The 23,842-nt window shown below is 28.2% G+C and carries 23 protein-coding genes; 10 read left to right on the forward strand and 13 right to left on the reverse strand.

Annotated features, from left to right (window positions below; all coding sequences use genetic code 11):
• Positions 1 to 177 precede the first annotated feature (177 nt).
• A complete protein-coding gene (locus ACY2RW_RS12260; protein WP_490123016.1) occupies positions 178 to 597 on the reverse strand; it encodes a nucleoside-diphosphate kinase in 420 nt (139 codons plus the stop codon).
• A 101-nt stretch (positions 598 to 698) separates the two neighbouring features.
• On the opposite strand from ACY2RW_RS12260, the gene ACY2RW_RS12265 reads away from it, so the two are divergent.
• Genes ACY2RW_RS12265 through ACY2RW_RS12285 form a run of 5 tightly spaced genes read left to right on the forward strand, consistent with a single transcriptional unit; the run spans position 699 to position 4,719 of the window.
• Positions 699 to 1,727, forward strand: coding sequence for a DHH family phosphoesterase (locus ACY2RW_RS12265; protein ID WP_490123017.1), 1,029 nt, complete (start codon positions 699 to 701; stop codon positions 1,725 to 1,727).
• A complete protein-coding gene (gene gldI / locus ACY2RW_RS12270) occupies positions 1,717 to 2,247 on the forward strand; it encodes a gliding motility-associated peptidyl-prolyl isomerase GldI (protein ID WP_490123018.1) in 531 nt (176 codons plus the stop codon). Before ACY2RW_RS12265 ends, gldI begins: the two co-directional genes overlap by 11 nt.
• A 17-nt stretch (positions 2,248 to 2,264) precedes the next feature.
• Positions 2,265 to 2,990 carry an FKBP-type peptidyl-prolyl cis-trans isomerase gene (locus ACY2RW_RS12275; RefSeq protein WP_490123019.1) on the forward strand — a complete coding sequence of 242 codons (726 nt, stop codon included), beginning with the start codon at positions 2,265 to 2,267 and terminating at the stop codon, positions 2,988 to 2,990.
• 6 nt (positions 2,991 to 2,996) lie between these two features.
• Positions 2,997 to 4,154, forward strand: a complete 1,158-nt coding sequence (locus ACY2RW_RS12280; protein ID WP_490123020.1) for a peptidylprolyl isomerase — start codon at positions 2,997 to 2,999, stop codon at positions 4,152 to 4,154.
• A 1-nt stretch (position 4,155) separates the two neighbouring features.
• The gene (locus ACY2RW_RS12285; protein ID WP_490123021.1) at positions 4,156 to 4,719 is read left to right on the forward strand and encodes a phosphatase PAP2 family protein; all 564 of its coding nucleotides are present in this window, start codon (positions 4,156 to 4,158) and stop codon (positions 4,717 to 4,719) included.
• Here the strand turns inward: ACY2RW_RS12285 and ACY2RW_RS12290 are convergent.
• Both ACY2RW_RS12290 and ACY2RW_RS12295 read right to left on the reverse strand, forming a co-directional pair.
• The gene (locus ACY2RW_RS12290; RefSeq protein WP_490123022.1) at positions 4,708 to 6,711 is read right to left on the reverse strand and encodes an LTA synthase family protein; all 2,004 of its coding nucleotides are present in this window, start codon (positions 6,709 to 6,711) and stop codon (positions 4,708 to 4,710) included. The two genes, ACY2RW_RS12285 and ACY2RW_RS12290, sit on opposite strands and share 12 nt — an antisense overlap.
• A gap of 27 nt (positions 6,712 to 6,738) precedes the next feature.
• The gene (locus ACY2RW_RS12295) at positions 6,739 to 7,953 is read right to left on the reverse strand and encodes a TlpA family protein disulfide reductase (RefSeq protein WP_490123023.1); all 1,215 of its coding nucleotides are present in this window, start codon (positions 7,951 to 7,953) and stop codon (positions 6,739 to 6,741) included.
• Positions 7,954 to 8,066: 113 nt separating this feature from the next.
• On the opposite strand from ACY2RW_RS12295, the gene pheT reads away from it, so the two are divergent.
• The 4 genes from pheT to ACY2RW_RS12315 are packed head-to-tail and all read left to right on the forward strand — an operon-like array spanning position 8,067 to position 13,328.
• Positions 8,067 to 10,493, forward strand: coding sequence for a phenylalanine--tRNA ligase subunit beta (gene pheT, locus ACY2RW_RS12300; protein WP_490123024.1), 2,427 nt, complete (start codon positions 8,067 to 8,069; stop codon positions 10,491 to 10,493).
• A 21-nt stretch (positions 10,494 to 10,514) separates the two neighbouring features.
• Positions 10,515 to 11,669 carry a tetratricopeptide repeat protein gene (locus ACY2RW_RS12305; protein ID WP_490123025.1) on the forward strand — a complete coding sequence of 385 codons (1,155 nt, stop codon included), beginning with the start codon at positions 10,515 to 10,517 and terminating at the stop codon, positions 11,667 to 11,669.
• A 4-nt stretch (positions 11,670 to 11,673) separates the two neighbouring features.
• Complete coding sequence (locus tag ACY2RW_RS12310) at positions 11,674 to 12,708, forward strand: quinone-dependent dihydroorotate dehydrogenase (RefSeq protein WP_490123026.1); 1,035 nt, start codon at positions 11,674 to 11,676, stop codon at positions 12,706 to 12,708.
• Positions 12,709 to 12,713: 5 nt separating this feature from the next.
• Entirely contained in the window at positions 12,714 to 13,328 is a 615-nt protein-coding gene (locus ACY2RW_RS12315; RefSeq protein WP_490123027.1) for a LysE family translocator, read from the forward strand.
• 32 nt (positions 13,329 to 13,360) lie between these two features.
• Here the strand turns inward: ACY2RW_RS12315 and ttcA are convergent, their stop codons facing one another.
• From ttcA to smpB, 6 genes are all read right to left on the reverse strand, one after another.
• Positions 13,361 to 14,158: a tRNA 2-thiocytidine(32) synthetase TtcA gene (gene ttcA, locus ACY2RW_RS12320; protein ID WP_490123028.1), complete on the reverse strand. Its 798-nt coding sequence runs from the start codon at positions 14,156 to 14,158 to the stop codon at positions 13,361 to 13,363.
• A gap of 98 nt (positions 14,159 to 14,256) precedes the next feature.
• Positions 14,257 to 14,856, reverse strand: a complete 600-nt coding sequence (locus ACY2RW_RS12325; RefSeq protein WP_490123116.1) for a porin family protein — start codon at positions 14,854 to 14,856, stop codon at positions 14,257 to 14,259.
• Positions 14,857 to 14,907: 51 nt separating this feature from the next.
• Positions 14,908 to 15,861 (reverse strand): transketolase family protein, encoded by a 954-nt coding sequence (locus tag ACY2RW_RS12330; protein WP_490123029.1) that lies wholly within the window; start codon positions 15,859 to 15,861, stop codon positions 14,908 to 14,910.
• Positions 15,862 to 15,928: 67 nt separating this feature from the next.
• Complete coding sequence (locus ACY2RW_RS12335) at positions 15,929 to 16,507, reverse strand: Maf-like protein (RefSeq protein ID WP_490123030.1); 579 nt, start codon at positions 16,505 to 16,507, stop codon at positions 15,929 to 15,931.
• Positions 16,508 to 16,597: 90 nt separating this feature from the next.
• Positions 16,598 to 17,524 (reverse strand): geranylgeranylglycerol-phosphate geranylgeranyltransferase, encoded by a 927-nt coding sequence (locus ACY2RW_RS12340; protein ID WP_490123031.1) that lies wholly within the window; start codon positions 17,522 to 17,524, stop codon positions 16,598 to 16,600.
• An 11-nt stretch (positions 17,525 to 17,535) separates the two neighbouring features.
• Positions 17,536 to 18,003, reverse strand: a complete 468-nt coding sequence (gene smpB, locus ACY2RW_RS12345; RefSeq protein WP_490123032.1) for an SsrA-binding protein SmpB — start codon at positions 18,001 to 18,003, stop codon at positions 17,536 to 17,538.
• A gap of 102 nt (positions 18,004 to 18,105) precedes the next feature.
• Between smpB and ACY2RW_RS12350 the strand changes: the two genes are divergently transcribed.
• Positions 18,106 to 18,846, forward strand: coding sequence for a DUF6503 family protein (locus tag ACY2RW_RS12350; RefSeq protein ID WP_490123033.1), 741 nt, complete (start codon positions 18,106 to 18,108; stop codon positions 18,844 to 18,846).
• A gap of 208 nt (positions 18,847 to 19,054) precedes the next feature.
• On the opposite strand, the gene ACY2RW_RS12355 is transcribed toward ACY2RW_RS12350, so the two are convergent.
• The 4 genes from ACY2RW_RS12355 to clpB form a co-directional block, all read right to left on the reverse strand.
• Positions 19,055 to 19,552, reverse strand: coding sequence for a SixA phosphatase family protein (locus ACY2RW_RS12355; protein ID WP_490123034.1), 498 nt, complete (start codon positions 19,550 to 19,552; stop codon positions 19,055 to 19,057).
• A gap of 104 nt (positions 19,553 to 19,656) precedes the next feature.
• Positions 19,657 to 20,139 carry an acyl-CoA thioesterase gene (locus ACY2RW_RS12360; RefSeq protein WP_490123035.1) on the reverse strand — a complete coding sequence of 161 codons (483 nt, stop codon included), beginning with the start codon at positions 20,137 to 20,139 and terminating at the stop codon, positions 19,657 to 19,659.
• A gap of 49 nt (positions 20,140 to 20,188) precedes the next feature.
• On the reverse strand, positions 20,189 to 20,782 hold the full coding sequence (locus ACY2RW_RS12365) for a TetR/AcrR family transcriptional regulator (RefSeq protein ID WP_490123036.1): 594 nt from the start codon (positions 20,780 to 20,782) through the stop codon (positions 20,189 to 20,191).
• A 191-nt stretch (positions 20,783 to 20,973) separates the two neighbouring features.
• Positions 20,974 to 23,583 (reverse strand): ATP-dependent chaperone ClpB, encoded by a 2,610-nt coding sequence (gene clpB, locus ACY2RW_RS12370; RefSeq protein WP_490123037.1) that lies wholly within the window; start codon positions 23,581 to 23,583, stop codon positions 20,974 to 20,976.
• Between the last annotated feature and the right edge of the window lie 259 nt (positions 23,584 to 23,842).

Genomic DNA, 23,842 nt, shown 5'->3' on the forward strand with positions numbered 1-23,842 from the left:
TTATGTTAAGTTAAAATTAAATGATTTTTAATACACATCTTTGTTGTAGCTAGTTTTTAAAATTATTTTTTCTTCAATTAATAAAGTATTCGTAATCAAAGTATCTATTAATGACTGTATAAAACAAAAAACCCACAACGAAAGTTGTGAGTTTTAAATATTTTATGAGAATCGTTCTTAAAACTGCTCTCTTCCAGAAAAGTGAAAGTTACCTTCAATTGTCGCATTTTCATCAGAATCAGAACCATGTACAGCATTTTCTCCCATAGAAGTCGCATATAATTTTCTAATAGTACCTTCTGCTGCATCAGCAGGGTTTGTAGCACCAATTAAAGTTCTAAAATCTTCTACTGCATTATCTTTTTCTAAAATGGCAGCAATAATTGGTCCACGAGTCATAAACTCTACCAACTCTCCAAAAAACGGACGCTCATTATGCACAGCATAAAAAGTTTCTGCATCTGCTTTTGTCATTTGAGTTTTCTTTAAAGCTACAATTCTAAATCCTGCAGCATTAATTTTTTCTAAGATAGCTCCAGTATGTCCGTTTTCTACAGCATCTGGTTTAAGCATTGTAAATGTTCTATTTGTTGCCATTTTATTGACTTTTTAATTTCTTATTAATTTGATGTGAAACTGTTCACAAATTCGGCGCGAAATTACATAATTTTTTTAATTAAATTGTATATTCGCCACTTATGATTTTAAAAGGATTTGAAGCACTAAAAAGCTTTCTTAAAAAACCGAGAAATATTGTAGTAATTGGACATAGAAATCCAGATGGAGATGCTGTGGGTGCTACATTAGCTCTAAAACAATATTTAGACAAAAAAGGACACAAAGCAACTGTTGTTGTACCTAATGAATATCCTGAGTTTTTGCATTGGTTACCAAGCTCAGAAACTACATTTAGATTCGATTGGCAAAACAGTCAGTCTCAAAAAGCGATCAACAATTCTGACCTTATTTTTTTATTAGATTTTAATGCATTGCACAGAGTGGGTACAGATATGCAAAATACTTTAGAAAAATATCCTAATGATTTTGCAATGATAGACCATCATCAACAACCAGATGAAGTAAAATATATGTATTCTGATGTTTCGATTTGTTCTACATGCCAAATGGTATATCAATTTATAGAAATGAATAATGATTTAGATCTTATTGATAAAGATATTGCCACTTGTTTGTATACAGGAATTATGACAGATACTGGTTCTTTTAGATTTAGATCAACAACTAGTAAAACCCATAGGGTTGTAGCAGATTTAATAGATAAAGGTGCAGAAAACGATAAAATACATAACAATGTATATGATTCGAACTCTTATAATAGATTGCTGCTTTTAGGACAAGCACTGAGTAATTTACAAATATTGCCAAATTATAAAACAGCATATATTACTTTAACTTCAGAAGAAAAAAAGCGTTTCGATTTTCAAAAAGGAGATACAGAAGGTGTTGTAAATTATGCTTTATCTTTAAAAGGCATTGTTTTTGCAGCTATTTTTATAGAAGATGCAGAGCAAGGAATCGTAAAGATATCTTTTCGTTCTAAAGGTAAATTTTCTGTGAATCAATTTGCAAGAAATCATTTTAATGGAGGTGGACATGATAATGCAGCTGGAGGAAAATCCGACATGTCAATAGAAAAAACGGTTACAAAATTCACTTCGCTTTTATCAGAATATCAAAAAGAATTAGCAACTTCTTATGAAAACTAACATTTTATTTTTTTTTATAATTTTATGTTTTGGGTGCTCTAAAGTAACTCCAAGAAGACCAATTCAGCCAAAACCATCTACCACAATTTTAAAAGAAGCTATCAAAGAATCAAAAAAAATAAATCAGGTAGAAGAAAATAAAATTATTAATTTTATTAAAAGAGATTCTTTAAATACTTATAAGGTTTCTTCAAATGGGTTTTGGTATACATACCTTAATAAAATAGAAGAAAATAAACCTACTCCAAAATCTGGAGACGAAGTTGTTATTGAATATAATATTACAGATTTAGAGGGAAATATAATCTACAGCAAAGAAAATTTAGGTGTAAAAAACTATAAAATAGACAAAGAAGATTTTATTACGGCTTTACAATTTGGTATAAAATTGATGAAAGTAGGAGAAACCATTACCTTTGTCATTCCATCATACAATGCTTTTGGCATTTCTGGTGATGGAAATAAAATAGGAATCAATCAATCTATAAAAAGTACAGTAACATTAATAAATATTAAATAAATTAAATAAGAATAAAAATGAGAATTTTAAAAAGTTTTTTAGCAGTTGTATTAACAGCATCAATGTTTTCTTGTGGTAACCAAGCACAAGAAGTAAAATCTTTAAAAACAGAAATAGATTCTGTAAGTTACGCAGTTGGGTTAACTATGGCAAAACAACTTAAAAATGGTTTTTCTGAAGTAAACAAAGACGTTTTAACACAAGCCATTAAAAATAGTTTAGATTCTACGAATTTGTTGCTCGAAGATAAAGATATTCAAAAAATAATGAATACATATTTTCAAAAAACACAACAAGCTAGGATGAAAGAGCAGCAAGAAAAAGCAGCCAAAGAAGCAGAAGCTAAATTTGGTCATGTTAAAAAAGCTGGCGAAGATTTTTTAGCTAAAAATAAAACAGCAGATGGTGTAAAAACAACTGCAAGTGGTTTACAATACATTGTTTTAAAAGAAGGTAAAGGAGAAAACGTAAAACCTACAGACAATATTAAAATCCATTATCATGGAACCACAATAGATGGTAAAGTTTTTGACAGTACAGTAGACAGAAACAAACCTTACGAATCTAAAGCTAATATTTTTGTACCAGGTTTTAATGAAGCTTTATCATTAATGAAAGAAGGATCTAAGTACAAATTCTTTATTCCACAAGAGTTGGCTTACGGAGCGCAACAAAGAGGAGAATTAATATTACCATTTTCTGCTTTAGTTTTTGAAATAGAGGTATTAGAAATTAAAAAATAATTTTTCATGAAAAAAACATGTTATTTACTACTCAGTATTCTTGCTTTTACTGCTTGTAAACCCAATAAATATAAAAATTTAGAAGATGGTGTATATGCAGAAATTCAAACCAATAAAGGAGATATTTTATTAGAACTTTATGCAGAAGATGTGCCAATGACAGTTGCAAATTTTGCCTCTTTAGCAGAAGGTACAAATAACAGACTATTAGACTCTTTAAAAGGCAAGAAATTTTATGAAGGTATTATTTTTCATAGAGTAGTAAATAACTTTGTAATTCAAGGAGGTGGCTTTACTCCAAATGGAAGAAAAAATCCTGGGTACTTATTTGGTGATGAGTTTCCTAAAAACGAAGACGGAAGTTTAAAATACAAGCATGATGATAAAGGTATTTTGTCTATGGCAAATGGTGGTCCTGCAACAAATAACAGTCAGTTTTTTATTACGCACAGACCCATACCACATTTAGACAATAAACATTCTGTTTTTGGTAAAACCATAGTTAGTAAAGAACAACTAGCAGCGTTAAAAAAGATACACACAGATAGTTTAGAGCTAAAAAAAGCAATCGATTCTACAAGAATGGCTGTGGTTTATAAAATTGTACAAGGAGATACCATAAATGCTGTAAATATTATAAAAGTTGGTGCTAAAGCAAACTCTTTTAACGAAGCTGATGTTTTTGATAGAGAATTAGAAAAATTTGCTATTTCCGAAAAAGAACGCAAAGCATCAGAAGTTAAAGCAGACCAAGCAAGATATTCTCAGTATTTAGAAGATAAAGCAACGTTTTTAAAAACAATGGATGAGCCAAAAGCTACTAAAACTGCTTCTGGTTTACGCATTTTAATGCTAAAGAAAAATCCTAAAGGGAAAAAGATCAATCCAAATAAATCTGCAAAGATGCATTATACTATTTATATAGCAGATGGTAAAAAAATACAATCTACTGCAGAGAGTAATCGTCCTTTAGAGTTTACATTAAATGACCCAAACAGACCAATGATTGCTGGTTTTAAAGAAGGTGTTTCAACAATGAGAGAAGGAGAAAAAGCAAGACTTTTTATACCTTACTATATTGGTTATGGAGAGAATGCTTATGGACCTTTTCCTAAAAAAGCAGACTTGGTTTTTGAGGTAGAACTTTTATCTGTAGAAAAATAATTTGTTAGAAAAACTTATACAAATTGATAAAAATATTCTTGTTTTTCTAAACAATTTAGGAAACGAACATTGGGATCCATTTTGGTTGGCAGTTACAAACCAACTAAATTGGATTCCTTTATTTTTATTGATATTCTTTTTAATTATAAAATCTTTTGGGTGGAAAAGAGGAGGTTTTATGATTCTTTCTATGATTATTTTGGTTGCATTTTCAGATCAATTTACCAATTTAATTAAAAATTCTGTAACACGTTTGCGCCCAAATAACGATCCACAAATTAAACATTTACTAAGGACTTTAATCAATCCTTCTAGTTATAGTTTTATGTCTGGACATGCAACTACATCTACTTTTTTTACAGTATATGTTATTTTATTATTAAAAGGGAAGTTTAAAAAATACATTTATTTATTACTGTTTTTTCCAGTTTTATTTTCCTATAGTAGGTTGTATTTAGGAGTACATTTTCCTATTGATATTCTTGTAGGCTTGTCTGTAGGAACACTTTTTGCAAACTTATATTTTACTCTTTACAAGAAAATTGATAAAATATCATTTTCCTGATTTCTTTTTATTATTAAAGTACAAATACTTTGTAGAATGATAAAAAGCGTTTAATAAACTATCCATTCCTTGTGTTTCTTTAGGATATTTACTTTTAATGTCTTGAAGTTCTTTAGTTTTTAAATTAAATAGACCATTTGTATTCGTAATACTTGTTTTAGAATAGTACAAACTATCTTGTAGCAAACCAACAGCTGGTTCACCATTAATTTTTAGATATACAAAAGAAGTAGTTTTTTTAGGGATAGTGTCTAATAAATTATTTCCTAAAGTATAATTAATATGATTTATTCTTGCTAGGCTTGCTATAGTTGGAAACAAGTCAATTAATTTACCATTTTTAGAAATAGTTTTTGGCTTTATATACTTTGGAGCGTGAATAAAGAAAGGTACATGCTGTAGATTAATGTTTAAATCATATTCTTTAGTATAATTAGCAGTTCTTGTCATTGCTGTATTATGATCTCCGAAAAAGACAAAAATGGTATTGTCAAAATAGCCAGATGCTTTGGCTCTTTCTAAAAAACGACCAATATTAAAATCTAAATAACGTAAGGCATTTAATTGTGCAACAGATTTAAATCCTGACTTTTTTAACAAAGTAGCATCAATATCATCTTCTTGTAAAGGTTTAAAAGTTTCTTTTTTATCAGGAACTGTAAAAGGAATATGATTAGAAGCAGTTTGTATATAAGCAATAAAAGGTTTGTTTTGTTTAGATAGTTTTTCTAACTCTTTATTAGACTCTTTAAACAATTCATAATCATCAATACCCCAAACATCTGCTCTTTTTTCTGTTTTGTAGCTTCCTTCTTCAAAAATTTTTAAATCTTTTATATTCGATTGAAAAACACTTCTAATATTTGCCCAATTGGCACTACCTCCTAAAAAATATAATTTCTCATAACCCTTAAATTGATCAAAAATAATTCGCTGATCTTGTATTAACGGATTTCTTGAAGCAGTTCTTACGTTTTCAATATCTGGCAAACCTGTAACACTTGCAAAAACACTAGCTGCTGTTCCAGATTTATGCACATAAAAGTTAGAAAAACTCAAACTCTCTTTAATGATAGCATCCATTTTTGGAGTGCTATTTATTGGGTTTCCATAATAACTCATAGGTTTTACACCTACAGATTCCATCATTACAATAACAACATTTGGTTTTTTTGTGTAAGTGGTATCAAATACTACTTTTCTTTTAAAAGAAATGGTGTCTTTTGGTAAATTTAAATGCTTGGCAATTACTGGATAATATGTATGAAACTCTTGCATATTTACGCCTTCGCTCCTGTATGCGAAACTATCAAAAAAATATAAAACTGGATTTAAAGCAAATTGATTCACAGCGTTTTTTTTAGAGAAAAAAGCTTCGCTCCAACGTAAAGGATAATGAGTTATGCTATTGTAAATTCCGTAAGATAAAATCAAAACTGTACCAATAAAATAAACCGCTTTTAATTTGTTTGTAATTAAAGTTTTTTGATGATTAAAAAGGCTATAAATAAATTTAGAGAATTTAAAAATTAAAAAACACAATATCAATAACCCTAAAATACCTTTATAAATAGGGTAACTTTCTATCAAAACTTGTCCAGATATTTTTAAATTACTTAAAAACCGAAGAGAAGAAGCATCTAATCTGATGCTTAAATAATCATAATAACCAAAATCGAATAAAAAGAAAAGTGTTAAAATTAAATACGCTAATACTAGATATATTGTAGCAATTTTTTTTAAAATTTTTCTTTGAAAAAATCGATAATTTGTAATTAAAACCAAAGCAGCTAATGGAAAAAAGGTTATAACTGCTAACTTTATATCAAAACGAAAACCTAACCCAAAAGCTCTTTTAATTTCAGAAGAAGTTACATCTTCTAATTGTGCAAAAAAATAATAAAAAAGCACTCTAAAAAGAAAGATATATAAAAGTAGGAAAAATACATTGGTAAAAATGTATTTGATATAATTAGGAACTTTTTTAAGCATTATTAATATTTATGGGAGCAAAGATATTTATTTTTCATTGATTAATAAGTTTGTAAAACTTTCAAATTCTTTTTTAAATTCTACATAATTTTCTCCAGTTGCAGGACCATTAAATCCAGTATGAATTTTTCTAACATTCCCCTTTTTATCTATATAAATTGTGGTGGGATAAGATAAAACGTGATTTAACATTGGTAGTTTTTCGTTTGCCAATTGTTTACTTTCAGAACCAAATTGTGCTAGTAATACTGGGTATTCTATGCCTATTCTTTCTTTTAATCTTTTAATGCTGTTAAAAGCCTTTTCCTTTGTTTTTGCATATTCAAAAGCCAAAGCAACTATTTCTAAATCTGTATTTGGATTTTCTCTTAAGTAATTGACATAATATTTGCTTTCATCTAAACAATTTGGACACCAAGTTCCCATTATCTGCACCAAAAGAACTTTATTTTTAAAACGTTTATCGTCAAAAGAAATAATTTTACCTGTTTCATTAGGAAAAGAAAAATTAAATTTATCATAACCGTCTTTGAGATAAGTTAATTCGTTTTCAGAAGGTAATTCATAATTGTTATTCAGTTTTGCAGTAAATGGTTCTTTCCAATGATTTCCAGAATAAAAAAAGCCATTTATAGTAGAATCTGTAACTTTTGCAGTAAATAAAAAGGCATGAGCTCCATCAAAAGTAGATAATTTAAGTTTATCACCATCAACAACACCTTCTAAATACCTGTAATCACCAGTTGTGGTTCTAAACGTTCCTGAAACTTTATTTTTTTGTTGATTAAAAATACCTTTTGCAATATACCTGTCAGTTTTTGAGCTCTCACTAAAAACAGTTTCCCAGTTTCCAGTAACATCTATTTTTGCTGATGATTTTACAGGAAATCTTTCAGAACTTTTAATAGTAAAAAAAGGAACAATTCTATCTAAACTTGGTTTAATAAAGTGTCCTTTCAAATTCCCATCATTATCAATTTTTGCTTTAATATATCCCTCATAAACAGGGGTTTGAATAATAACAGAATCGTTCTTATAAGAAACTTCATCAACCAAAATTACTTCATCAGCATTTATAATTTTTAGAGGGTTTTTTGCATCAACTTGAATGATAAAAGGCAAATCTTTATCATCTTGTACTTTTAAAATCCCCCTAAATGTTCCTTTTTGTAAAGTTCTTTTTTCTTCTGATTTGCAAGAAAAAAGAATCGATATTAAGAATAGAAATAAAAAACTCCTCATTAATCTAAATTGTAATGTGTTTATTGTGAATAAACTTACGTTTTTTAAATTGAAAAGCTATAATAAAAAGTAGATTTTAAGTAAATTTGCAGCTAACAAACCCGAAAAAGAATATGAAAATATCATACAATTGGTTGCAACAATTTTTACAGGTAGATTGGGAGCCTGTTAAAACTGGAGAATTGTTAACCGATTTAGGTTTAGAAGTTGAAGGAATTGAAACTAAAGAATCTATAAAAGGAAGTTTAGAAGGAGTAGTTGTAGGTAAAGTTTTAACTTGTGTACAGCACCCAAATGCAGATCGATTAAAAATTACAACTGTAGATTTAGGACAAGAAAAACCAGTACAGATTGTATGTGGTGCACCTAATGTCGCTGCTGGTCAAAAAGTACCTGTAGCAACTATTGGCACCATTTTATATGATGATAAAGGCGAAGGTTTTAAAATTAAAAAAGGAAAGATTAGAGGAGAAGAAAGCCATGGAATGATTTGTGCCGAAGATGAATTAGGTTTAGGTAAAAGTCATGATGGTATTTTAGTTTTAGAGGAAAAATTAGAAGTTGGCACACCAGCTGCAAAAGTTTTTAATATTGAAACAGACTATGTTTTTGAAATTGGTTTAACTCCAAACAGATCTGATGCTATGAGCCATTTTGGGGTAGCAAGAGATTTGCGAGCGGGCTTAATTCAAAAAGACATAAAATTAGAGTTAATTTCTCCTTCTGTGAGTAATTTTCATGTAGATGAAAGAACTTTGCGTTTTGATGTAGAAGTAGAAAATAAAGATTTAGTGCCTCGTTATTGTGGAATTACAATTACAGATGTAGAAGTAAAAGATTCTCCAGAATGGATTCAGAATCGATTAAAAGCCATTGGTTTAACACCTAAAAATAATATTGTAGACATAACCAATTATGTATTGCACGAATTAGGACAACCTTTACATGCTTTTGATGCACAGAAAGTTAAAGGGAACAAAATTCTTGTAAAGAACCTAAAAGAAGGCACAAAGTTTACCACTTTAGATGAGGTTGAAAGAGAATTATCATCAGAAGATATTATGATTTGTGATGCAGATTCGAATCCACTTTGTATTGGTGGTGTTTTTGGAGGATTAAAATCTGGAGTTACAGAAAATACAACTTCTATCTTTTTAGAAAGTGCTTATTTTAATCCTGTTTCAATAAGAAAAACAGCTAAAAGACACGCTTTAAATACAGATGCTTCTTTTCGTTTTGAACGTGGAATAGATATAAATTTAACGGAATACGCTTTAAAAAGAGCAGCATTGTTAATAGAAGAATATGCAGGAGGTAAATTAGCTTCTGATGTTTCTGATTTTTATCCAGAAAAAATAGAAGATTTTCAAGTATTTTTATCTTATGAGAATGCTTACAGATTAATTGGTCAGGAAATTCCTAAAGAAACTATTAAAAATATTCTAGCTTCATTAGAAATTAAAATTAATAGTGAAACTGCTGGAGGCCTTGGGTTAACAATACCTTCTTACAGAACAGATGTACAAAGAGAAGCAGATATTATTGAAGAAATATTAAGAGTTTATGGTTATAATAATATAGAGTTTTCTCATAAATTAAACACATCAATTTCTTTTGATTCTAATAAAGAAACAAAGATAGAAAATATTGTTGCCAACCATTTAAGTGCTTTAGGTTTTAATGAAACTATGGCAAATTCATTAACAAAACCACAATATGTTACTTTATCAGAAAATATAAATGAAGAGGCTAATGTAACAATGTTAAATCCGCTAAGTAACGATTTAAAAGTGTTACGTCAATCTTTATTGTTTAGTGGTTTGGAGTCTGTTGGTTATAATATCAACAGAAAAAATAATGCATTACAATTTTATGAGTTTGGTAAAACTTATCATAAATTTAATGAAAAGTATGAAGAACATAAGCATTTAACACTTTTTGTTACTGGTAATAGAAGTAAAGAAAGTTGGAGCATATCTAATAAAACATCAGACTTCTTTTACTTAAAAGGAGTAATTACTTCTTTATTTGAGAGGTTAGGTTTAGATAAAGTAAAATCTTCTCCAACAAAACAAGATGTTTTTTCTGAAGGAATTTCTTTGGGCTTAGGAAAAATGAAACTGGTAGATTTTGGAGTTGTTAAGCGTTCAATTTTAAAAGAATTCGGAATTAAACAAGAGGTTTTATACGCAGATTTTAATTGGGATACAATTTTAAAGTTAGTTGGTAATAAAAATATAAAAGTATCAGAATTACCTAAATTTCCTGCTGTAAAAAGAGATTTAGCCTTATTGTTAGATACAAAAACAGCATTTAAAGAAGTTTACAATTTAGCTTTTCAATCAGAAAGAAATTTATTAAAAGAAGTAGATTTATTTGATGTTTATGAAGGTGATAAATTACCAGAAGGAAAAAAATCTTATGCTGTAAGTTTCTTATTACAAGATGATTCTAAAACGTTAGCAGACAAGCAGATAGATAAAATTATGCAAAAATTGCAGCAGTCTTTTGAGAAAAACTTAGATGCTGTTTTAAGGTAAAGTAATATCCAAAGTTGTTCTATGAAAAAAGTTTTAGTTTTATTTACTGTTTTAATTTTTATGTCTTGTTTAAGTGAACAAGAAAAAATTGAAAAACAAAAGATAAAACCAGAAGATGTTGAAAATTTAGGGATAGCTTTACATAATAGTTATTTGGCTGAAGATCTTAGAGCTATTAACGATTTATATGATGAATTGGCTTTAGCAAATCGTTTTCTTATAAAAACTTCTCAAGACAAATTTTTAGAATTCAATAAAGGGTTTTATATCGGTTTTACGAGACAATTTAATTTTGGGGAAATTTTAATGACCTCTAAGACAGATGGAGCTTCTTACGATTTTTTAAGATATTATAAAGATGATGATGAAAATTTTCACTTACTATTTCGCTATTTTGGTTTAGATGGAATAAATTACCATGATCATTTAGTAAAACGTGTCAAGAATAAGCTAAAAATTGTAGATACTTATATTTATTTAGCTGGCGAAAATTTGAGTGATACCTACAAAACTATATATAAAAATGCACTATACAGTAGTAATTTTTTTACAAAGGATATTAGCAAAACTAGGTTTGTAACTGATATCCGTAAGCTAAAAAGAATGAAAACTTTAAATGCTAATGGTAATTACAAAGAATCTTATAAAGTTTATCAAACTATAAGTAATTCATCAAAACAAGAAAAAATTTTTAAATTGATGAATTTAACAACTTCAAGTAATTTATCTCATAAAATATATAAAGAAGCTATCCAAGATTATAAAGATAAATTTCCAAATGATCCAAGTTTACAATTAATCTCAATTGATAGGTTTATTCTAAAAGAAGAATTTGACAATGCTATATCTGCAGTAGATAAATTAGATGCTTATGTAAAAGGAGACTCTTTTTTAAATTATTTAAAAGGGAATATTTTATATATGAAAAAAGATTTTGATAAAGCTATTGCAAAATATGAAATTGTAACAAAAGAGTACCCAGAGTTTTCTGATGCTTATCAAAGTATTTTAGGTATCTACATAGAAACTAATCAAAGAAAAAAAGCAGTAGAAATTTTAGATATTTTAACCACTAAGTTTGTAATTTCAAAAGAAGAGATTACAATAAATTTAAAAAATAATTTTCCTGAATTTGTAAAAACAAGAGCATTTAAAAAATGGGAAATAACCAAATAGTATTATGTACAAATTAATTGTAAGACCAATATTATTTTTATTCGATCCAGAAAAAGTACATTACTTTACATTTTCTTTGATTAGAACTTTGTGTAAAATTCCTTTTATAGCTTCAATTTTTAAAAGTTTATACCAAGTAAATAATAAAAAATTAGAGCGTAATTTATTTGGATTAATATTTAAAAACCCTGTAGGTTTGGCTGCTGGGTTTGATAAGAATGCAGTTTTATATAATGAGCTTGCAAATTTTGGATTTGGGTTTATAGAAATAGGTACTGTAACTCCAAAAAGACAAGTTGGAAACCCTAAAAAAAGATTATTCCGTTTAAAAGATGATAAAGGGATTATCAACAGAATGGGATTTAATAATGATGGTGTTAAAGCTGCTATAGAAAATTTAAAGAAAAATAAGGGAAAAATTATTATTGGAGGAAATATTGGAAAAAACACCAATACAAATCCTGAAGATTATACAAAAGATTATTTAGAGGTTTTTGAAGAACTACATGCTTATGTAGATTATTTTGTGCTAAATGTAAGTTGTCCAAATGTGGGAAGCCATGCAAAATTAAACGATAAAGAGTATTTAGTAGAACTAATTACAGATTGCCAAAAACTAAATAAAGAGAAAGAAAAACAAAAACCTATTTTATTAAAAATTGCTCCAGATTTAAATAATTTGCAGCTAGATGAAATTATAGAATTGGTTGCAGAAACTAAAATTGATGGTGTTATAGCTTCAAATACATCAACTACAAGAGATAATTTAAAAGCATCTAAAGAACGTTTAGAAGAAATTGGTAATGGAGGTGTGAGTGGGCAACCCATTAAAAATCAAAGTACACAAGTAATTCAATACTTAGCAGATAATTCTAATAAATCCTTTCCAATAATTGGAGTAGGAGGTATCCATTCTGCAGAAGATGCATTAGAGAAAATTAATGCTGGTGCAGATTTGGTACAAGTTTACACTGGTTTTATTTATGAAGGACCAAGTTTGATAAAAAAGATTAACAAAGCAATTTTAAAACGCTTATAAAACTTTTGATAGAAATCCTTTTATCTTTTGCACTTGCAACTTCAATTTTAGCCATTTCTCCAGGGCCAGATAATATTTTTGTTTTAACACAAAGTATTGTAAATGGTAAAAAATATGGCTTGGCAACAGTTTTAGGGCTAATTTCTGGTTGTTTAGTGCATACAAGTTTATTAGCATTTGGTGTATCTGCAATAATAAAAGAATCTAAAAATTTATTTTTTGTTATTAAATTATTTGGTGCTATTTATTTATTGTACTTGGCATTTAAAGTATATAAATCTGATGCATCTATTGTGTTGTCTGAAGATAGTGTAGAAAAGAAAACAACTACACAATTATTTAAACAAGGGTTTATAATGAATGTTTTAAATCCAAAAGTTTCTATTTTCTTTTTAGCCTTTTTTCCTGGCTTTTTATATAGTGATACTATTTCTACTGTAATTCAGTTTTATGTGCTAGGATTTCTTTTTATGTTTGTTTCTTTTATAATTTTTTCTTTAATAGCCATACTTGCAGGAGCAATTTCAGAACAGTTAAAACAACACAAAAAGATTGGCTTCTATTTAAAATGGACACAAATTATTGTGTTTATTATGATTGCTATTTTTATATTGATTTAATTTTTGCTTTAGCTCTATTATTCAAAATTTTTCTAATCGACTAAAGCATTTTCAGAAATTTTACTTTCCAAATTTTCAAAATCATATAAATTTTTATCTAATAAGTGAGAAGGATATACGTTTTGTAAAGCATTCATCATAATTGCATTTCTGTTGGGGAAATCTTCCTGCCAATTAGCAATCATTTGTTTTACTTTTTTACGCTGCAAATTTTCTTGAGATCCGCATAAATTACAAGGTATAATAGGAAAATTCTTAAAATCAGCAAATTTTTCTATATCACTTTCTTTACAGAAAGCCAAAGGTCTTAACACTACTAAATTACCAGCATCATTTTTAAATTTTGGTGGCATTGTTTCTAGTTTGCCTGCAAAAAAGAAGTTTAAGAAAAAGGTTTCTAAAATATCGTTTAAATGATGACCCAAAGCAATTTTATTACACCCTAAATCTTTGGCAGCTTCATATAAAGTTCCTCTTCTTAAACGAGAACACAAACTACAAGTGGTTTTTCCTTCAGGAGTTTTGTCCATTACAATTTTGTAAGTGTTCTTTTCTATAATTTTATAATCAACATTAATTTTACTTAAATAATTGGGTAAAATTTCTTCTGGAAAGCCAGGTTGTTTTTGGTCTAAGTTTACGGCAATTAAGTCAAAAGAAATTGGAGCCACTTTTTTAAAGTGGAGTAACATTTCTAAAAGTGTATAACTATCTTTTCCACCAGAAAGACACACCATAATTTTGTCTCCTTCTGAAATCATTACATATTGCTGAATAGCTTCTGCAACTGCTTTTTGTAATTTTTTTGTTACCTGTTTTTGACTTTCCATACCTGCAAAAATAAGTGTTTGTTGTTGAGTTTTAAAAAGTTTATTGCATAAAAAAGCCCAAGTAAAACTTGAGCTTTTTTTCTATTTTTATATAGAATTTAAAGTCTTAAAGACAAACCTAAAATAATTTGATTTACTCTAGTGTCAAAATTTACATTTCCAGCATTACTTACAAAAGAAGATTCTACACCAGAAAAAGCTCTTTCCCAACGAACATCAATTCCTAATTTTCCTAGTTCAATTCCTCCACCAAATTGTAAACCAACTGTAAAACCATCAGCTTTCACATCAGAAATATCACTAAAACTAAAATCAGAATCTAATACATATTGAAAAGAAGGACCAATATATATATTACCAATACTAAAAATCTTTTTTCCTAACAAAACAGGAATATCTATTTTTTGAAAGTTATATGAAGTTGTGTTTCCAGAAGTTTTATAACGCACTTCATTTTCTAAATTGGTGTAAACTAATTCAGGTCTTAAATACAAGCCAACTAAAGGAATTTTAAAGCGTAACCAAATTCCTGCATGATAACCTGTTTTGCTTTTTGCGCCATCAAAAACATCAGTTTTTACTTCTTTAATTGAATTAGAGTTATAGTTAATACCTCCTTTAACACCAAATTGAATTTGTGCATTAGTAGCTTGACTTAATCCGAAAGCCAAACACATTATTAAAATTACTTTTTTCATCATTTTTTATTTAAAGTTAATATAAAGACGCTTTTAAAACTTAAAACGTTATTATTTTCTTGAAATTACCTTTTTAACAGCTTTTACAACAGCTTTTGCATCTAAACCATATTTTGCCATTAATTGATCTGGTGTTCCAGATTCTCCAAAAGTATCGTTAGTTGCAACAAATTCTTGTGGAGTAGGAGTGTTTAAAGCTAAAGTTCTTGCAACACTTTCTCCTAAACCTCCTAATTTATTATGCTCTTCTGCAGTTACAATACAACCCGTTTTTGCAACAGATTTTAAGATGATTTCTTCATCTAAAGGCTTAATGGTATGAATATTTATTACCTCTACAGAAATCCCATCTGCTTCTAATTGTTCTGCAGCCTGTAAAGATTCCCAAACTAAATGACCTGTTGCAACAATTGTTACATCTGTACCTTCTTTTAATTGAATTCCTTTTCCTATTTCAAATTTTGCATCTTCTGGCATAAACACAGGCACTTTTGGTCTTCCAAAACGCAAATAAACTGGTCCATCAAAATCTGCGATAGCAATAGTTGCTGCCTTTGTTTGGTTGTAATCACAAGGATTAATTACTGTCATTCCTGGTAACATTTTCATCAAACCAATATCTTCTAAAATTTGGTGTGTGGCCCCATCTTCTCCTAAAGTAACTCCAGCATGAGAAGCACAAATTTTTACATTTTTACCAGAATACGCTACAGATTGACGGATTTGGTCATACACTCTACCTGTAGAAAAATTTGCAAAAGTTCCTGTAAAAGGAATTTTACCACCAATAGTTAAACCAGCTGCAATACCAATCATGTTTGCTTCTGCAATACCCACTTGGAAAAATCTTTCAGGATTTTCTTTAATAAATTGATCCATTTTTAAAGAACCAATTAAATCTGCACACAAAGCAACTACATTTGGGTTTGTTCTACCTAATTCTGTTAAACCATCACCAAAACCAGAACGTGTATCTTTTTTTTCTGTGTATGTATATTTTTTCATTATAAAATTATAAAAAGTTGTGTTGTAAAATTTTGGGTAAAAATAAACTTTTATTTGAAGTCTTGGTTTATAAATTCATCAATTCTTTATAGAGTTTATGAACAGGCAAACCAACTACGTTAAAATAGCTACCTTCCATATTATCAATGGCTATAAAACCTATCCATTCTTGAATTCCGTAAGCACCAGCTTTGTCAAATGGTTTGTAATTTTTGATGTAATAGTTAATTTCTTCATCAGAGATTTCTTTAAAAGAAACTACAGTTGTATCACTAATTATCTTCTGGAAATTCTTATTTTTAATACTTATAGATGTAATTACTTCGTGTTTTTTACCTGATAAACTTCTTAGCATATTAAAAGCATCTTCTTCGTCTTTTGGCTTTCCTAAAGCTTTGTTTTCTAACCAAACAATGGTATCTGAAGTAATTAAAATATCTTTTTCTGATAAATTTGTGAATACTTTGGATTTTAAGTCGGCTAAAAAATTGGTGATTTCACTTCCTTTTAATTCCTTTGGATAAATCTCTTCAACTTCTTTTAATTGGATTGTAAAATCGATATCTAAATCTTTAAAGAATTGTTGTCTTCTTGGCGATTTTGAAGCTAAAATTATATTGTAGTCTTTAAGTATTTCTTTTAACATTTTTGTTGTTGGGTTGAGCGCAGTCGAAACCTATAAATTTTAATTAATATTCATAACCTCTCGACTGCGTTTGAGGAGACATTGTTTACTTTATTTTATTGTAAACAACAACATTGATAATATACCAAATAACATAATCATTTTCATTAAACTACTCAATTTAGAAAAATCTTTTTTGCTTTCTGCTGATAATAATTTGAATAAAAAAAAGACGAGAGGTAAAATACTAAAAGCTATTATATAGAATAAAAATATAAAATCATTTTCAAAAAGAGATAATATGATAATAATCAAAATTAATAATATTATTGTAAATAAAATAGCAACCATAGCTGCTCTGTTTCTACCAATAATTATTGGTAGAGTTTTAGCCTTGAGTTTTAAATCTCCATTTATATCTTCTATGTCTTTTATAATTTCTCTTATTAAAGTTGTTATAAAAGCAAAAAGTGAATAAACTAGAATTGGACCAAGTATATCTTGATGATTTATTTTATAAACTACATATTCTTTAATTGATTCTGAATAAATTATAGCTTCAGAAGTAAAAACATAAGTAATATAAATGACCATTGATAAACAGTAGGAAATAGCTAAATTTCCTAAAAGAAAAGTTTTTTTTAGATATTTAGAATAGATAAAAAGTATTAAAATAATGAGCGGAAAATATATACTATTAGTTTTGGAACCTTGAAAAAAAGAAAGGTATAATCCTAATAAAAGACCAATAAAAGTTAGTGTGAGATAAACTTTCCAAGCATTTTTTTTGGAAATTGAATTATTTATAAAAACTTTATTGGGTTTATTTACTTTATCTATTTCTACATCATATATGTCATTGATAATGTAACCTCCAGCTGTTATAAATAAAACAGAGATTATAAGAATTATAAATTGATAATCTCTTTCAGGTATTTGTATAAAAATTGAATTAAGCAAAGCATATTTAGTTAAAACCATTGTTAATAAAACCATTAATAGGTTTTTATAACGAATGAGTTTTAAGAAAGAAATCATAAAAAATATACTTAAGAATTAAAACTCTTTTTAATTCTTGCCAAATCACGCTTATTGTCTCTGTCTTTTAAAGTATTACGTTTATCATGGGTTTGTTTTCCTTTGGCTATAGCAATTTCTAATTTGGCAAAACCCCTGTCATTAATAAACAAACGAAGAGGAACAATAGTATTTCCCTTAGCTTCTACATCTTTCTTTAAGCTGCGTAATTCACGTTTATTTAAAAGTAATCGTCTTTCACTTTTAGGCTTGTGATTAAAGTGATGCCCAAACATATATTCTTGAATGTACATATTCACAATAAACAATTCTCCACGCTCATTAAATTCACAAAAACTTTCTGTAATTCTTGCTTGACTTAATCTTATCGACTTTATTTCTGTTCCAGTAAGTTGAATTCCAGCAACGAATTTGTCAAGAATTTCATATTCAAAACGCGCTTTTTTATTTTGTATATTTATCTTTTTCTGAGCAGTCATAGACTGATTTTAATTTAATTAATTTTAACAAAGATACATTTTTAGATTCGCTAAAGAAATGTAATTTTGAATTCTATTTCCGACCAAATCAAACAAAAACAAATGAGATATTTATCTGTATTCTTTTTACTAATTATATTTTCTTGCAAATCTTCTGAACCTAAATTAACTGCACAAGAAATTATTGATAAGACAATTGTGTATTCTGGAGCAGATAAAGTAGCTAATTCTGAAATTACTTTTAACTTTAGAGATAAACAATATTCAGCAATAAGAAAGAATGGTCATTTTAAACTTTATAGAGATTATTTTAAAGATTCTGTAGCTATTGATGAAGTTTTAACAAATAGTGGTTATGAAAGATTAGTTAATGCTCAATCCGTAAAAGTTGCAGATTCTATGATTTCTAAATACAGCAATTCTATAAACTCTGTGCATTATTTTTCTGTGTTGCCTTTTGGTTTAAATGATAAAGCTGTTCATAAAAAACTACTTAAATCATCAACAGTAAAAGGAAAAGAATATTATAAAGTAGAAATTACTTTTTCTGAAGATGGAGGAGGAGAAGATTTTGAAGATGTGTTTATTTATTGGATTGGAAAAGAAGATTTTTTGATTGATTATTTAGCCTATTCTTATCATACAAATGGAGGAGGAAAACGTTTTCGTGTTTTAAAAGAACAGTGTGTTAAGAATGGAATTCGTTTTGTAGATTATCATAATTACAAACCTTTATCTAAAAATATTTCTTTAATTGGTATTGATAAGGCTTTTGAAAATAATCAGTTAACAAAAGTATCTGAGATTGTTTTAAAAGATATTGAAGTGAAAATTTTAAAATAATTTTTTTAGAAGCTATTTTCTGCTTGGAGTTTATCTTGAGCGAAGTCGATAGTCGCTCGCTTTTTTATGCTGAATTTATTTCAGCATCTCACTTATTTAATAACATGTTTCATTATTACAAAAGATACTGAATCGAGTTCAGTATAAAAAAGAGCTCAAACAATTGCTACAATCATGGTTAAACTTGTTTGCAGGCTTTACTGTTTAACTAATTTACTTTCTCTATTTTACTCGTTTTTTTATCACCAGAAATGGTAACAATAAATAAACTTGAATTATCATCATCTTTCATCCATTCATACTTTTTTTCTCCTAAAATTTTATTCGCAAAAACAGGAGTTGTATTGCTATGACCCACTACTAAAACTGTTTTTCCTTTTGTGTTCTGCTTAAAAATAGAGTCGTACATTTTTCTTGGGTCGTAATTTTGAATTTTTAAACTTTTACTATCTGCAGTTGGTGTTGCAGTTTGCATTGTTCTGTTGTATTTTGTAGAATATACAGCATCTAAATCTATATTTTTAAAATAAGTAGCCCATTTTTTTGCTCTTTCCAAACCCTGTTTATTCAAGTTGGGGTTTTTATTTGTTTTGTCTGTTCTGTCTTTTTCTGAATGACGAATTAGATAATAAGTCGTAGTTTCTTGAGAAATACAAGAACTAAATAAGCTAAAAGCGAAAACAAAAAGGAATAAATATTTTTTCATAAGGTTTGATTTGAAAATCAAATATACAGAAAACAAAACGATGTTATTTCTAACACCGTTTTTTAATAACACAAAATAGTAAGTAGTTAACAAATATTACTGCGTTATGATTTTTTGTTTTTCAAGCTTTTTATTCTTTCTTCAAAAATTTTCGCTTCTAAAGGGTTGTGAAAACTTTTAAATGCTTGCATTAATTCTTCACTATGTTTTTCTCTTTTTTGCTCTAAAAGATTAAAATGGATGAAATTAGACCAGATTATTGACTTTAAATGTGCCTTATTTTCATCATACATTCTCATCTCTACAAATAATTCTGAATCTGTAAATTTATATAACTGAGATTCAATTAATACTGTTTCCATTGTATATGCAGGCCTAAAATATACAATTTGATTACTACCAGAAACCCAACTTTTACCTATGGTTTTTGCCATTTTATAGATATCTATATTATAATTTTCTAAAACTTGATCTTCTCTATGGTTCATAAAGTAGTTGATGTATTTTCCATTATTTAAATGATTAAATGGATCGCAATCTTGAAATCTAATTATTGATTTGCTTTCTAAAACGAGTTTATTATTCATATTTATATTTTTTTTAATATACCAATTGGTATATTATTGTTTGAAAAAATTATTTTTTAAGTTTATTATTTATAATATCATCTAATTGGTTCATTGTTAGTTGTATGTACATATTGTCATCCATAGTATAAGCCATAAAAATAGCTCCTTGTATCATACTATCAATTTTTACTGCCCATTCTCTTGCATTAATATCACTTACAAGTTCATTATTATCTATTCCTTTTTGAATAATTTTTTCAATTTCATCATGAATTCGTTTAATAACAACTTTTACATTTTCAAGTAAGAGCGTATTTTTATTATTAGAATCTACACCAACATTCAATATAGGGCAGCCCCCAAATTTTTTACTGTAAACATAATAATTTTTGTAAAAATTGATAATAGCTTCTAATTTTTCAAAACTTGTATCTACTTTATCAATTTTATCTTTAATGCCCAACATTAAAAGTCTTACGTTGTACTTAAAAGCTTTTATAGCAAGTTCTTCTTTGTTTTTAAAATTACCATAAATAGCTCCTTTTGTAAGTTTCGTAGCATTGGTAAGTTGACTCATAGAAGTAGCAGCATACCCATATTTGTTAAAAATAGGAGCAGCTATTTTAATTATATATTGTTTTGTTTCTTCTGATTTTGTCATTTTAATTACAAAAGTATATAAAATATACCAAATGGTATATTTAAAAATTAAAAGAAGCTGTCTAAAAAGTAATTGAGTATGTCAAACTGAGCTTGTCGAAGTTTTATAATTCATTGATTATCAATTATATTTCGACAAGCTCAATATGACAAATAGCTAATTTTTTTGACTTTTTAGACAGCTTCTTTTTATTAACTATTTGTCACCAAATTAGACTGATTTCTAAAAACCAACTTATCATCAAAAGCATCTAATAATATGATACTATCTGTAGTTACTTTACCTGATAGAATTTCTTTAGATAATTGGTTTAAAACTTCTTTTTGAATAACTCTCTTTACAGGTCTTGCACCAAATTCTGGTTGATATCCTTTTTTAGCTAAGTAAGCAATAGCCTCATCTGTAGCATCTAAAGTTATATCTTGTTTACCAATCATTTTCTTTAATTGATCTATTTGTAATCTTACAATTTCAAAAATATCGTTTTTATTTAATGGTGTAAACATAATTACATCATCAATTCTGTTTAAAAATTCTGGTCTCACAGATTTCTTTAACAATCCTAAAACTTCAATTTTAGCTAATTCTGTGACTGCTGTTAAATCAGCTTTTGGATCACTAAATTTTTCTTGAATGATATGACTTCCCATGTTAGAAGTCATAATAATTATGGTGTTTTTAAAATCTGCAACACGTCCTTTGTTATCCGTTAATCTACCTTCATCTAGTACTTGTAATAAAATATTAAAAGTATCTGGATGTGCTTTTTCAATTTCATCTAACAATACTACAGAATAGGGTCTTCTACGAACAGCTTCTGTTAATTGTCCACCTTCATCATAACCTACATATCCTGGAGGAGCACCTACCAATCTACTTACAGAATGACGCTCTTGATATTCGCTCATATCTATCCTAGTCATGGCATTTTCATCATCAAACAAATATTCTGCTAAGGCTTTTGCTAATTCTGTTTTACCTACACCTGTTGTTCCTAAAAATAAGAAACTACCAATTGGTTTATTTGGGTTTTGCAAACCAGCTCTAGACCTTCTTACAGCATCAGAAACAGCAACAATAGCTTCTTCTTGACCTACAACTCTTTTATGCAGTTGATTTTCTAGTTTTAACAGTTTTTCACGCTCAGACTGAACCATCTTGGTTACAGGAATTCCAGTCCATTTGGCAACAACTTCTGCAATATCATCTAAAGTAACTTCTTCTTTAATTAAAGATTTTTCGTTTTTGTTTTCACTTAAAACTTTTTGGAGCTCCTCTAATTTTTCTTGCGCTTGCTTTATTTTACCATATCTAATTTCTGCAACTTTTCCATAATCTCCTTCACGCTCTGCTTTTTCTGCTTCAATTTTAAAGTTTTCGATATCCAATTTTGCATTCTGAATGTTATCTACTACTTCTTTTTCAGATTTCCATTTTGCGTTTATGGTATTACGTTCTTCTTTTAAATTGGCTAAATCAGATCGTAAGGATTTCAACTTTGTTTCATCTTTTTCACGTTTAATGGCCTCAATTTCAATTTCTAACTGCATTATTTTACGATCTAAAACATCCAATTCTTCTGGTTTCGAATTGATTTCCATACGTAATTTTGATGCAGCTTCGTCCATTAAATCAATGGCTTTGTCTGGTAAAAACCTGTTGGTAATATATCTTTGCGATAATTCTACAGCACCAATAATAGCTTCATCTTTAATACGAACTTTATGATGTGTTTCGTATTTTTCTTTAATTCCTCTTAAAATAGAAATGGCACTTTCTGTATCAGGTTCATTTACTTGTACTTTTTGGAAACGTCTTTCTAAGGCCTTGTCTTTTTCAAAATATTTTTGATATTCATCCAACGTAGTTGCACCAATAGCACGCAATTCTCCTCTAGCTAAAGCAGGTTTTAAAATATTTGCAGCATCCATAGCTCCTTGTCCACCTCCAGCACCAACTAAAGTGTGAATTTCATCAATAAACAGTACAATATCTCCATTAGAAGTAGTCACTTCTTTAATTACTGCTTTTAAACGCTCTTCAAATTCTCCTTTGTATTTTGCACCAGCAATTAATGCTCCCATATCTAAAGAAAAAATTAATTTATCTTTAAGATTTTCTGGTACATCACCATCTACAATTCTGTGAGCTAAACCTTCTGCAATAGCAGTTTTTCCTGTTCCTGGTTCACCTACCAAAATTGGATTGTTTTTTGTTCTTCTGGATAAAATTTGTAGTAATCTTCTAATTTCTTCATCTCTACCAATTACAGGATCTAATTTTCCATCTTGTGCTAATTGATTTAGATTTTTTGCATATTTATTTAAAGAATTATAAGTTTCTTCTTGAGATTGAGAAGTAACTCTTTCTCCTTTTCTTAATTCTTCTATTGCTGCTTTTAAATGTTTTTCTGTAACACCTTGGTCTTTTAAAACCTGTGCTATGTTACTTTTTGATTTAAAAATAGCCAAAATTAAGTGTTCTATAGAAACATAATCATCTTTAATGTTTTTTGCGATGATGGATGCTTCATTTAATGTTTTACTAGCTTCTCTAGAAATCATTAATTCTGCTCCAGAAACTTTAGGTAAACTCTCTAATTGTTTGTCTAAAATCTGATTTACAACACCAATATTGATGTTCAGTTTCTTTAATAGAAAAGGCAACACATTTTCATCTACTTGTGTTAAAGCTTTAAAAATATGTTCGTTTTCTATTTGATTATGACCAAAACTTTGCGCCAATTGTTGCGCCATTTGTATGGTTTCTTGCGATTTTGTTGTATAGTTATTAAAATTCATTTTCTTATAATTTTTTAATCAACTGTCATTTTGAGAGAAATGGAATGAAATCGAAAAATCTTATGCCTTATTTTTAGATTTCTCCACAAGATCGAAATGACAAGTCTTTTTTTTTACATAACTACTAATTAGCAATTACAATACCATCATTAAAAGTTGTAAAAAACAAGTCAAAATGTCTTGTAGAAGCTTGTTTTTGCTGACTTTTTGACTGATGAAAGTTTCTTATATTTACATCGACAAAGCAATAAAAACACGT

It is taken from the genome of Polaribacter sp. 2305UL8-11, assembly GCF_058147165.1.